This is a genomic window from Flavobacterium johnsoniae, from assembly GCF_001879205.1.
Lineage (GTDB): Bacteria > Bacteroidota > Bacteroidia > Flavobacteriales > Flavobacteriaceae > Flavobacterium > Flavobacterium johnsoniae_A.
In genome coordinates this window covers 385,531-398,319 of record NZ_MLFK01000006.1, presented here as the reverse complement: position 1 = coordinate 398,319, position 12,789 = coordinate 385,531, and the positions used below count along the sequence as shown (strand labels likewise).

Sequence of the window (12,789 nt, the reverse complement as noted above, 5' to 3'; positions counted from 1 at the left end):
TCAAGCCTTCTATTTTAGGGTATTCTCCGTGTGGCATGTCTATTGGTTTCTTATTGTCAATTAACATTAAACCACATGAATTATGAAAAAATCAATGTTTATTTTATGCTTTATCCTTTTTAATTACACTATTACTAAAGCCTGCGATAAATGCGGTACTTATAACAACAGTGACTTTAAAATAAAATCGGCTGTGATTACCCACAAAGCAGATTTAGGTATTACGGTTTGGGATATAAAAGTGGAAGGAACTGCTGGTAAAACTACACCTAAACCAGTTGGACAATTAAATGGAGCGCCTGTATTGGCTTATGTTTTCCCTACGACATTAAAATCTTCTGATATTGGTTTTGGTCAAGCCGAAGGAATTGCAGCACTTGCTTTAACCTCACATCCGGATTTTGAAGATACGCCGCTTTGGGATGAAAGTCTCGACGGAAATTATCTTAATGACGGTTTGGTTTGGCATGCGCATTGGGTTTTATTGGTAGAAGACAAGCGTGTTGCCGGAGGACTCTCGGTTAAAGAATTTACAAAAGGCGACCCAAATGTTGTTTTGCCTCCAACAAATCCCGGAATGGCAATGTATATGGACAGCCCGGGTTTTAATATAGTGACCAAAGGAAATTCAATTAAAGTAATTGTTCCTGATTTTAGAATCAATAACAAAACAAATTTCAAATTTGATGCTGTAAGCTGTTACATGGAAGTAAGTACAGGTGACGGCGGGTCGCACGAAGGCGAAGGAAAAAAACCAATGCTGGGAGTTTACAAAGTGTATACAGTAGCCAGTGGCAATCTTTCTCTTCCATATTCTGTAAAATAATCTAAATCCATTTAAGATGAAAAATTTTAATCCTTTACTATTAATTATAATTATAACAAATATGAGCTACGCACAAATAGATTATGCATCAGATCCCCATTTGACTCCGGCAGTAAAAGCATTCTTAAAACCTTTAAACGGAGGCGGACCACCACTTGAATCACTTCCTGTTGCAGATGCACGAAATGTTTTGGTTGGAGCACAAAATGCTTTTAAAGTAGATTTGTCCGGAATTGATGAGTCTGAAAAAGACATTACTTCCGATGGATATAAAATCAAATTAAATATAGTTCGCCCAAAAGGAGCAAAAGGAAAATTACCTGTCTTTTTGTTTATTCATGGCGGAGGCTGGGTTTTAGGCGATTATCCAACACACAAACGTATGGTTCGCGATTTAAGCGTTCTTACGGGTTATGTTGGTGTTTTTGTAAATTATTCATTGGCTCCTGAAACCAAATATCCACAGCCTGTAAATGAAGTTTATGCAGCCGCAAAATGGATTGCGACACATGGCGACGAAATTAATGTTGACGGAAATAAGCTAGGAATTGTGGGAAATAGTGCTGGTGGAAACCTAGCCACAGCAAGCGCTTTAATGGCAAAAGAAAAAGGAACGCCTTTGTATAAAGTGCAGATTCTTTTTTGGCCAGTAACCGATGCTAATTTTGAAACAGAATCATATAAATTATATGGAAAACAACGTTTCCTGACCGATACTTTGATGCAATGGATGTGGGATCAATATGTGGATAAGTCTAAAAGAAAAGAAATTTATGCCTCTCCGCTTCAAGCGAGTTTAGAACAATTAAAAGGCCTTCCTCCTACTTTAATTCAGGTTGCTGAAAATGACATCCTGAGAGACGAAGGCGAAGCATACGGACGCAAATTGAGCGATGCCGGAGTTATTGTAACCACAGTTCGCTATAATGATGTTATTCATGATTTTGGACTGTTAAATGGTTTGTCCGAAATTCCGCAGACAAAAGCTTTGTTTTTGCAGGCTGCTGTTGAACTCAAAAAGTACTTAAAATAATATTTAACATCAATGATATGAAAACAAATTCTAAATATGTAATGTTCGTTACCGGTGCTTTTGTAAGTCACACGTGTTGGGACAACTGGGTTAAGTATTTTGAAGAAAGAGGATATACGGCTGCAGCACCCGCCTGGCCTTTTAAAGATGCCTCGGCAAAAGAACTTCGTGACCGTCAGCCAAACGATATTGGTCTGGCTACCTTGACTTTAACGCAATTGGTTGATCATTATGCAGCGATTGCCAAATCATTTCCAGAAAAACCTTTAATTGTCGGCCATTCTTTAGGCGGATTAATTACGCAGATATTGGTCAATCGGGACTTAGCCTCTGCGGGAGTTGCGGTGCATTCAGTTCCGCCTATGGGTGTCATTCCGTATGAATTTACCTTTCTGAAATCCGGATGGAAAGTTTTGGGATTGTTTACTTCTTTAAAAAAAACATACTTAATGTCATTTGAGAAATTTCAATATGCCTTTGTAAACGGACAGCCTTTTAGTGTTCAAAAAGAGGCTTATGAAAAATATGTAATCCCGGAATCAAAAACCGTAGCCAGAGGCGGATTAACCTCAGCTGCTGCTGTTGATTTTAAGAAAAATCATCCCCCTCTTTTATTTGTTGCCGGAAGTGAAGATCAGTTTTTATCTCCACATTTAAATACTCGTAATTTTAAAAAATACAAACGCAATAATTCTATCTTGGATTACAAAGAATTTAAAGGCCGAAACCATAACGTACTGCTTTTAGACACCTGGAAAGAAAACGCTGATTTTATACTAAACTGGGTTGACAATGTTTTAACCCATACAGATTATGGCAAAGGGAAAGTCTTAACCAATTCACTTTATTAAACATTTTGGGAATCCGCAGGTTTTAACGGGTTAAACGGATTTACACTAATTTTCATTAAACAGCATAGTTAGAATAGACAGTAAATCTATTAAATTCCGTAAAAATCTGTGGATTATTTTTTTTAAGCAGATTTTGCAGATTCTGAATCTTTATAATCTTTTAATCTGTGGCAAAATAAATTAAATGTAAAAGCGCCTTGCAATTAGCAAGGCGCTTTATTATTCATAAAGTTTTTCAACTGAAACTTTAAACCTGAAACAAAAATCCTTATTCTTTTGGTTTAGTTAAGTAGTAAACAGGAATTCCGGTTAACATAATTAATACTCCCCATCCGCAGGTTGAGAATTTCGTAATTAATAACGAAACACAAATTGCTGCTGCTGTAATGATATACAACAATGGTAAAAACGGATATCCAAAAGCTTTATATGGTCTTTCTGCGTCTGGCATTTTTTTTCGCAAAATGAAAATGCCGTAAATCGTTAAAATGTAAAAAATTAAAACAATGATAATTACGAAGTCTAATAAATCCCCGTATTTTCCTGTCAAACATAAAGCCGAAGCCCAAATATACTGTGCCCAAAGTGCCCATGCCGGTACACTTGCCTTATTTAAAACAGCTGCTTTTTTAAAGAATAAACCATCATTTGCCATGGTGTAATATACTCTTGCTCCAGCCATAATTAATCCGTTATTGCAGGCAAAAGTCGAAATCATAATCATAATGGCGATTATCAGGGTTCCAATATTTCCGAAAATATATTGTGAAGCCACAACAGCTACACGATCTGATTTTGCTGTCGCAATTTCATCTAAAGGAATGACGGCCAGATACATAATATTTGTTAAAACATAAATAATCGTTACAATAAAAGTTCCCAGAAACAAGCTGAAACCCACATTGCGTTTTGGGTTTTTAATTTCTCCGGCAATAAAAGTAACTCCATTCCAGGCATCACTTGAAAATAAAGATCCTACCATTGCTGCCGAAATTCCAGTAATCAAAGCTGTTCCGCCAATTGGAAGCCATGAACCTGTTTCTTTATCAAACGAACGTGTGTTCCAAGCATCAGCCCAATTGGCATCCCAAACAGAAGCTTTTGCTGCAAGTGTTAATCCAAAAACGATTAATCCAAGCAATGATAAAATTTTGATAATCGTAAGAACGGTCTGAAGCGTCTTACTATTTTTAACCCCTCGGCTATTAATATACGTTAGTAAAATAATTGTAAAAATTGATACAAGCTGGGCGGCATTGAGTTTAAAAGAACCGATCTCGTACAATATATTTTCGTCACTAAAAGGTTCATATAGATAAGCTGCAAATTTTGAAAATGCTACTCCAACTGCTGCAATTGTTCCGGTTTGAATTACGGCAAAAAAGCTCCATCCATACAAAAATGCAATTAATTTATTGTACGCTTCTTTTAAATAAACGTACTGTCCTCCTGCTTTAGGAAACATCGCACTGAGCTCTCCATAACTAACTGCAGCAATAATAGTAATTAATCCAGAGATCAGCCAAATCAGTGTCAGCCATCCTGCAGATCCTACTTGTCTGGCGATATCAGCGCTTACAATAAATATCCCGGATCCAATCATGGAACCTACCACGAGCATGGTTCCGTCTAATAATCCGAGTTCTCTTTTAAAATGTTCTTGGTCGTTTTCTAGCATTTTTTTGGTTTTTGGGTTGGTTAAAGATATACTTTTTTTGGAAATTCAAATGTTATCAATTTTAAATTTTAAAATTCCAAATTCCAATCTTAAAAATCAACAATTCAGAATGATATAAATGATATTTCATACTTTAGCCTGATTAAGTTTTTAAAATCAATTTTATTGAAGTTATGAATCAGCAAGAACAACTAATCAACAAAATCGCACAGGATAAAATAGATTTTAAGTTGGGCTTAGCGGTTTTATTAGATGATGATGAATATAATTTCAAAAAGGTATTTACGACTTTGAGAAATTATATCATTAACGCTATTCCAAATAAAGTTGATTATAATTCAGAAGCGTATCAAACTGCAATAAATACCATTCCTTTAAAACCTACTTACACTCCAATTGTTCTTCTTAAAACTTTTTCAACAAAAATTGCTTTTGACAAATTAGCTCTCCTTCCTGAATCTGAACATAAAAAAACGATAACTGCTTTACTTTGGATTTTTAAAATAACCGATACAGAAAGAAGAAATACGGAATGTAAAAGTGGATGCGGCCATTTTTGGCACAAATGAAAATATTGATATTCAAAGCATTAAACAAATCTTTTCTAGAGAACTATTTGGCATTAAACAAAAAACCGTATTGATTTTAAAATACCTCATCTAAAAAAAACATACAAAACAAATAACATCTGATTATTTTAAAGACAACAAAACATTAAAATACTGACTGCCAATAAATTAATCCTTAACCTAAAAATATACAAGAAAAAACTTCGTTCTTGTAAAAAGATTCGTATTTTTTACTAAATTTGGTTAAAGACTACATTAGTCTTAAAATTTAGATATTTTCATTAACAATTGTTTATTTTTTATTATTAAAAATAATCAGCCTCAAAGGTTATTTTTAATAATAAAAATAAAACAGCTCGACATACGGCAGAACATTAATATTAACCTACTAATATGAAATTTATGTATAAGGTTCGCTCTATAAAAAACCTGCGTTTGCCAAATGTTTTCATTCTAATATTAATTGTATTTATTTCGTGCGCTTTATTAATCTGCATCAATTTTTTTACGATTAAAATTTTATCTGCAAACAGAGCTTATGTTAATGGAGAATCTCATTATTCTAAAGGACAGAAAGACGCTTCACGGCATCTTATTACCTACCTCTACAACAAAGATCCAAATCAATGGAGATTATATAATGAAGAACTAAAAGTACCGCAGGGCGACGGTATTGCACGAAAAACACTTTTAAAAGCAGGTGATAATGAAGTAGCCAGGCAAGGCTTTTTAACCGGGCGCAATCACAAAGACGATCTGGATGATCTTGTTTGGCTGTTTGTAAATTTCAGAAAGGTTTCGTTTTTGGCAAAGGCAATACATGAGTGGGAACTTGGCGATAATTTAATCAATGAACTTTTTATTATTGGAACTCAAATTAATGCCAAGATTGAACATAATTCATTAACAGAAGCTGATCAGAAAAAATTTATTCTTCAAATAAGTCGTATCAGCGACAAGCTTACCATTAACCAACGTAATTTTTCGAATACCTTGGGCGAAGGAACACGAAAAATAAAGACTCTTTTAATTATAACAAACATTTTTTTCATTTTAGTTATCGTTTTAAGTGTCTGCTCTTATTACTCTATAATGGTAAAACGTTTAACCATTTCTAAAAAAGAAATCGAAGTCAAAAATGAAAACTTAACATTAGTAAACCACGAACTTGATCGTTTTGTTTACAGTGCATCGCATGATTTAAGATCGCCTATAACTTCTTTAAAAGGTCTTATAGAGATTACTCAGCTGGAAGATGATGTAAACCAGATAAAAGATTATTTACAATTAATGCATCAGAGCCTGACAAGACAGGATCAATTTATAAGTGATATCATTGATTATTCTAAAAACAAGAGAAAGCAGATTATCATGGAACCTGTAAGTCTTCAGGAAATTTTTAATGAAGCTATTTCACAGTTAATGCATATCGAAAATGCAAATAAGATTACTTTTAAGCAGGAATTATTAGTAGATCAAATTGAAAGTGATGGTTTACGTCTTAAAATTATCATCAGTAATTTACTTTCCAATGCAATTAAATATGCTGATAACAGCAAACAAGAAATGTTCATTTCGATAAAAACTTATATTCTTGACGGATTTAACAAAATTGAGGTGATCGATAACGGAATTGGAATTAACGACGACTGTAAAGATTATATTTTTGAAATGTATTTTGGAACGAACAAAAATAAAGGTTCTGGATTGGGATTGTATATTGTAAAAGAAGCTGTAGAAAATATTAAAGGCAATATCACTGTATTTTCAGAAAGCAATATTGGAAGCAAATTCGTTGTAACTATCCCAGTCTCTTATGGAATCTAATCCAACATTTCTTTTAATCGAAGACAACTTAATTGATCAGCTTGTAACAAAACAACTGCTGAAAAAAATCCTTAATATTGATCAGGTTTTTGTTGCTAATAATGGTTTAGAAGGTTTACAATGGATAATTAAAAACAAAAATACCAGACAGGATATAATAATTTTATTAGATATTCAAATGCCTACAATGAATGGTTTCGAATTTCTGGAAATGTTTGAAACACTAAATACAGAGGTTAAAAAAGAAATTAAAATATATGTTTTATCTTCAACTTTAGATGCAGATGAGATTAAAGAAATCAAGAAAAGCAGTTATGTTACCGATTTTTTGAACAAGCCGTTCCCTATTGAAGAATTAAAAAGAAAACTTACCTAATACTAATTTCTATTCTAAAATACGATTTACCTGCGAAAAACTTCTTTGATAATAAGGTTCTTTGGTTGAAGAAATTATCACACCACCGTGAGTTGAAGAGTGTACAAATTTAATTTCTCCATCGGCGGCTTCCACTACCATTCCAACATGATTAATGTGGCGCCTTCCATTCGTTTTAAAGAAAATCAGATCGCCTTTTTGCGCTTCTGCAGAGGCTACTTTTGTTCCGATGCGGGATTGCTCTATTGAACTTCTAGGCAGTTTAATGTCAAAATTTCCAAAAGTACAAAACATCAAACCTGAGCAGTCAAAACCAGCTTTCGTAGTACCGCCAGAACGATAGCGTGTTCCAATATTCTCTGTTGCACTAACAATAATCTGATCAATTAAATCAGAATGATTGCCGTTATATACAAATGTTGAATCTTTTTTAGTTACTGTGTTGTTATCTGCAACCTGAGATTGATTTTCTACAGCTTCACCTAGTTGAGGCTGAGAAGGAGTTACCGCATTTGCTGCATCTGCTTTTTCTTTGGTCGTCTTTATTTTCAAAACGTAACCAACAGGAAGTTTTCCCTTTATAAACGGATTTTGAAGTTCTAATTCTGCAACCGTAATTCCGTATTTTTTTGCTATTGCGTATTTTGTTTCTTTTGGCTGTACTTCTACAACAACTTCAACATCTTTTGCAGAAATAATTTCAGGTTGATCAGTTTTAATTCCATTTTCCGGAATCACCGCAGATGTGTTGTCCTGTTTTACATCCGCTTTTTCAGCAACCTGACTTTTAGATGCATTGAAAGCATCTTTCATGTTCTGATTTGCTTTTTCTGCTGAAGTCCGGATTTTTAACATATAACCCGTTGCTAATTTCCCTTTTATAAAAGGATTTTGACGCTCTAATTCTGCAACTGTTATTCCGTATTTTTTTGCTATTGAAAATTTTGTCTCTTTAGGCTGTACTTCCACTACAATTTCCACATCGGCTGCAGGAATAATTTCCGGACGGGCTTCATTAGTTTTAGCAGTGTTTCCTGCAAGTGCTGTAGTATTAGACGGAATAGTAAGCTGCTGTCCTATTTTCAAATCTTCTGTTTCTAAAGCCGGATTTGCTTTTTTAAGATCATCAACAGAAACATTGTATTTTTTTGCTATTCCCCAAAGTGTTTCTTTTTGCGAAACTTCATGCAGTCCAGTATTATTAGCAGCAGAAGTCACTGCCAGTGATTGGGATGTTTTTTTAGGCGTTTGAACATTTTTATTCGGAATTAACAATACCGAATTCAGTTTTAAAACCTTTGGTGCATCAGGATTGGCATCTTCGATATCTTTAACTTTTACTCCGTATTTTTTAGCAATTACAGTAAAGTTTTCCCCTTTTGATATTTTGTGTTTGATAAATTTTTCCTGAGAAAAAACACCAACACTAAAGAAAAACAGCACTATAATCAATCTAAAAACCATACTCACCTATTAAAGTTATTACTCTTTTAAGTTTAGACACTAATTTTAAACTCAGAAAGCGTAAATATATTGCCTAAAAAGCGAATTTAACTTTTTAAAGTAAAATTTGCACGTTTTTTAACAACTAATTTACCTCGAATTAACAACCTCGGCACAAAGTTTGAGCCAACACTTTGAAAATATGCTTTTTATAAAAAACAGCATTTTTTAAACCAAAACTAACTTAAACCTGAGAACAATATGAAAAAACTATTACTATTGTTAATTCTCCCTGTTCTGTCTTTTGCTCAAAACATAAATGGTACTGTTTTTTGTTTACAAACCAATCTTCCAATTGAAAATACCAATGTCCTGGCCCTATCCAGTAAAGTAAGAACTATTACCGATCAGGATGGTAAATTCTCATTAAAACTACTTTCTCAATTTAAAGATGAGGAAATTTTAGAATTTTCTCATATTGGATTTACCAGCATAAAAATAAACATAGAAGACTTAAGAAAAACAAAGTTCAACGTTTTACTTTCAAATGAAATTGAGAATTTATCTGAATTAAAAATTAACGCTAATTATCAGTTAAAGCTAAAATCAAAATTGAACTTTAATACATTAGCTCCTCTAAAATATCCTATTTTCTCCTTTGGAGCTTTTTTAAAGGACGGCAAAATTTATGTTATTGGCGGAGATGGTTCGCGAGAAACTGATTCATGGAAAAAGGTCACTGCAGAAAAACCTGCTCCAACACTAAAAGATCTTCAGGATGAACTGAGACAGAATTCAACTTTTTTATTCTATAAGGGAGATTTTTCTATATATGACATCAAAACTGATACTTGGGAAATTTCAACAATAAAATTTACAAAAAGAGCTTATCATGATATCCATTTATATGATAACGCAATTTATGTATTGGGTGGAAAGAAAATTTCTGCAAATGGAAAATTTGAATATCTGCAAGATCAAATTGAAGTTCTGAACCTTAATAATAAGGCCATTAAACTAGATAATACTAATCCGCATCAAGCAGCAAATTTTGCCTCGTTTACTTATAAGGATAATATTATTGTAATGGGAGGTTCTGTAAAAATGACGGAGAGTGGTAAAAAAGATTTTACTAATAAAGTCCATTTTTATAATATCACATCAGGTTTATGGTATGAGTTAGCAGATATGCCGGTTAGAAAAGAAGCAAATGGAATATTAATAGATAATAAGATCTACCTCATTGGAGGAAATAACGCAAAACTTTTATCTGAAATCGAAAGTTTTGATTTGATTACAGAAAAATGGCAAAAGGAAGGTGAATTATTTTCCAGCATAGAATATCCAGCAATTGCTTGTGACCATAATACCATTTATTTTTTTGAAAACCAGAAAATGTATGTTTATGATTTAAAATCAAAACAATTGAAAGAATATGAAATTGAACTTCCATTAAAATATTCTGCGATGTTTTACAGTGATAATAAATTATATATTCTTGGCGGACGTACCGATAATGATTACTCTAAAACACCAACCAATAAAGTATTTAGTATTGATGTAAATGAATTTCAAATTACAAAACCTTCGAAATTCAAAAACTTATTTCAAGAAGCTAATTAGTAAAACTAATGGATCATTTTCTTTTAAAAAACAGGTACTCCAGCCCAGAAGAAGCGATATCTTTTTTTTTATCCGCCACAGCAGCTAAAAAGACATAGCGGATAGCTGAATCAGCTTCTAATAAAAATAAAAACGCCCTGTTTTCACAGCGCGTTTTTATTTATAATTGAATCGTAAAGATTAAGCTTTTCCGGCCGCAATTAAGTTCAAGGCAGAACCCGCTACGAACCATCCAATCTGCCCAGCATTGTAGGTATGATTTGCAAGGATAATATCTTTTGTACCATCTGCATGGATGAATTCTAATGTTAATGGTTTTCCTGGAGCAAATTCAGTTAAATCAGTAAAGTTGATTGTATCGTTTTCCTGAATTTTATCATAATCAGCTTCGTTTGCGAAAGTTAACCCTAACAGACCTTGTTTTTTAAGGTTTGTTTCGTGGATACGAGCAAAAGATTTTACTAATACCGCTTTAACACCTAAGAAACGAGGTTCCATAGCTGCATGCTCACGAGAAGATCCTTCTCCATAGTTGTGATCTCCCACAACGATTGATGGAACTCCGGCTGCTTTGTAGGCACGGGCAACAGCAGGAACAGCATCGTATTCTCCAGTTAATTGATTTTTAACCGAATTAGTTTTTTGATTAAATGCATTTACTGCACCAATTAGCATATTATTAGAAATATTATCCAGATGTCCGCGGAAACGTAACCACGGTCCAGCCATAGAAATATGATCTGTTGTACATTTTCCGAATGCTTTGATTAGCAATTTAGCACCTGTGATATTTTTACCATCCCAGGCATCAAACGGAGCTAACAGCTGCAAACGCTCTGATGTTGGACTAACAACCACCTGAACTCCTGAACCATCTTCTGCCGGAGCTTGAAATCCCGGGTCTTCGGCGTAGAAGCCTTTAGAAGGAAGCTCATCGCCCGTTGGAGCATCAAGCATTACTTCTTCACCATCCTCATTAATTAATTTATCTGTTAGAGGATTGAAACCTAAATCACCTGCAATAGCTAATGCTGTTACCAATTCTGGCGAACCTACGAAAGCTAATGTGTTTGGGTTACCATCTGCACGTTTTGAGAAGTTACGGTTGAAAGAGTGAACGATTGTATTTCTTTCTTCCTTCTCTGCTCCTTCTCTGTCCCACATACCAATACAAGGTCCGCAGGCATTAGCAAAAACGGTTGCTCCAATTTTATTAAAAGTATCAATAAATCCATCTCTTTCGATAGTAGAACGAACTACTTCAGAACCTGGAGTAATAGTAAACTCAGCTTTTGTTTTTAAGTTTTTAGAAGCAACTTGTCTAGCCAAAGAAGCTGCTCGGGAAATATCTTCGTAAGAAGAGTTGGTACAAGAACCAATTAGACCAACTTGAATTTGTAATGGCCAATTGTTTTTAATTGCTTCTTCTTTCATTTTAGAAATTGGAGTAGCTAAGTCCGGAGTAAAAGGACCATTTAAATGCGGCTCTAATTCAGATAAGTTAATCTCGATAACCTGATCAAAATATTTTTCAGGATTTGCATAAACTTCCGGGTCTCCGGTTAAATAAGGTGCAATTTTATCTGCAGCATCTGCAACCTCTGCTCTGTTTGTAGAACGCAGGTAACGTCCCATTGAAGCATCGTAACCAAAAGTTGAAGTTGTTGCTCCAATTTCAGCCCCCATGTTACAAATAGTTCCTTTACCGGTACAAGACATAGAAGTTGCCCCTTCTCCAAAATATTCAACGATTGCCCCAGTACCACCTTTTACAGTAAGAATACCGGCCACTTTAAGAATAACATCTTTTGGAGCAGTCCATCCTGATAATTTACCAGTTAATTTCACTCCAATTAATTTAGGAAATTTAAGTTCCCAGGCCATACCAGACATAACATCTACAGCATCGGCACCACCAACACCAATAGCTACCATTCCTAAACCACCTGCGTTTACAGTGTGAGAATCGGTACCAATCATCATACCTCCAGGAAAAGCATAATTTTCAAGTACTACCTGGTGAATAATTCCGGCTCCCGGTTTCCAGAAACCAATTCCGTATTTATTAGAAACTGACGATAAAAAGTCGAAAACCTCATTACTTTGCGTTTTTGCTCTGGCCAAATCAGTTGCGGCATCTACTTTTGCCTGAATCAAGTGATCACAGTGCACCGTTGTAGGAACTGCTACTTTAGATTTACCTGCATGCATAAATTGCAATAATGCCATTTGTGCAGTTGCATCCTGACACGCTACTCGATCTGGTGCAAAATCTACATAATCAATTCCTCTTCCAAACGCCTTCTCTGGATTTCCATCCCAAAGGTGATTGTACAAAATTTTCTCCGTTAAAGTAAGTGGACGACCAACAATCTCGCGTGCTTTATCAACACGACCCGGCATGTTCTCATACACTTTTTTAATCATTTCAATATCAAAAGCCATAAGTATATAATTGTTTTTGTTTTTTATTCTATTTTGAACATGACAAGTTACAAAAAATAGAAGAGCTATAAAAGAAAAAGCCCGAGTTTATCGCTCGGGCTTTCTATATATAATGATT

Annotated in this window: 10 protein-coding genes; 7 read left to right on the top strand and 3 right to left on the bottom strand. The window is 34.3% G+C overall.

The features are described from left to right. The first annotated feature begins 82 nt into the window (after positions 1–82). From BKM63_RS10965 to BKM63_RS10955, 3 genes are read left to right on the top strand one after another with little or no spacing between them, the layout of a single operon-like run. Positions 83–826: a hypothetical protein gene (locus tag BKM63_RS10965; protein WP_071636627.1), complete on the top strand. Its 744-nt coding sequence runs from the start codon at positions 83–85 to the stop codon at positions 824–826. A 16-nt stretch (positions 827–842) separates the two neighbouring features. Next, a complete protein-coding gene (locus BKM63_RS10960; protein ID WP_083572216.1) occupies positions 843–1,859 on the top strand; it encodes an alpha/beta hydrolase in 1,017 nt (338 codons plus the stop codon). 17 nt (positions 1,860–1,876) lie between these two features. Next, positions 1,877–2,710, top strand: coding sequence for an alpha/beta hydrolase (locus BKM63_RS10955; protein WP_071636626.1), 834 nt, complete (start codon positions 1,877–1,879; stop codon positions 2,708–2,710). Between the two features lie 268 nt (positions 2,711–2,978). On the opposite strand, the gene BKM63_RS10950 is transcribed toward BKM63_RS10955, so the two are convergent. After that, entirely contained in the window at positions 2,979–4,388 is a 1,410-nt protein-coding gene (locus tag BKM63_RS10950; protein WP_071636625.1) for an APC family permease, read from the bottom strand. Positions 4,389–4,561: 173 nt separating this feature from the next. Between BKM63_RS10950 and BKM63_RS10945 the strand changes: the two genes are divergently transcribed. From BKM63_RS10945 to BKM63_RS10935, 3 genes are all read left to right on the top strand, one after another. Continuing rightward, a complete protein-coding gene (locus BKM63_RS10945; RefSeq protein ID WP_071636624.1) occupies positions 4,562–4,957 on the top strand; it encodes a DUF5958 family protein in 396 nt (131 codons plus the stop codon). Positions 4,958–5,359: 402 nt separating this feature from the next. Further along, positions 5,360–6,784, top strand: coding sequence for a sensor histidine kinase (locus BKM63_RS10940; protein ID WP_071636623.1), 1,425 nt, complete (start codon positions 5,360–5,362; stop codon positions 6,782–6,784). Beyond that, positions 6,774–7,160, top strand: a complete 387-nt coding sequence (locus BKM63_RS10935; protein WP_071636622.1) for a response regulator — start codon at positions 6,774–6,776, stop codon at positions 7,158–7,160. Before BKM63_RS10940 ends, BKM63_RS10935 begins: the two co-directional genes overlap by 11 nt. Before the next feature lie 9 nt (positions 7,161–7,169). Here the strand turns inward: BKM63_RS10935 and BKM63_RS10930 are convergent, their stop codons facing one another. Next, positions 7,170–8,624: a LysM peptidoglycan-binding domain-containing protein gene (locus BKM63_RS10930; protein ID WP_071636621.1), complete on the bottom strand. Its 1,455-nt coding sequence runs from the start codon at positions 8,622–8,624 to the stop codon at positions 7,170–7,172. A gap of 240 nt (positions 8,625–8,864) precedes the next feature. On the opposite strand from BKM63_RS10930, the gene BKM63_RS10925 reads away from it, so the two are divergent. After that, positions 8,865–10,226 carry a Kelch repeat-containing protein gene (locus BKM63_RS10925; RefSeq protein ID WP_071636620.1) on the top strand — a complete coding sequence of 454 codons (1,362 nt, stop codon included), beginning with the start codon at positions 8,865–8,867 and terminating at the stop codon, positions 10,224–10,226. A gap of 180 nt (positions 10,227–10,406) precedes the next feature. Here the strand turns inward: BKM63_RS10925 and BKM63_RS10920 are convergent, their stop codons facing one another. Next, complete coding sequence (locus BKM63_RS10920; RefSeq protein ID WP_071636619.1) at positions 10,407–12,671, bottom strand: aconitate hydratase; 2,265 nt, start codon at positions 12,669–12,671, stop codon at positions 10,407–10,409. Positions 12,672–12,789: the final 118 nt, after the last annotated feature.